The organism is Priestia sp. SIMBA_032 (assembly GCF_046535215.1).
Lineage (GTDB): Bacteria > Bacillota > Bacilli > Bacillales > Bacillaceae_H > Priestia > Priestia aryabhattai.
The window spans coordinates 1-251 of sequence record NZ_JAWRXD010001195.1; the positions used below are offsets into that span (position 1 = coordinate 1).

At 34.7% G+C, this 251-nt stretch carries 1 pseudogene; it reads right to left on the reverse strand.

Going from position 1 to position 251, the window contains the following annotated elements:
* A pseudogene (locus SB717_RS38095) lies at window positions 1–251 on the reverse strand (CpaF family protein); the annotation flags it as partial.

Genomic DNA, 251 nt, shown 5'->3' on the forward strand with positions numbered 1-251 from the left:
CTGGATTTACAGTAGAAGAACGGAATTTCTTCTCCATTTCAGCTGACATCTTGGCTGTAATGATATGATCTCCATGAATCTTTCCTACTCTTTCATTCATTTCATCATATTCCTCACCCGAAGGGATAAATTGAGAAAGCTGATTGAACTGTATATCATCTTGATAATCCAATAACTCAATCATCTCTGTAATATAGCGATTTCCATCATCTTTCTTTTCTAAAAAGACAATCACATCAAATGTCTGTGAG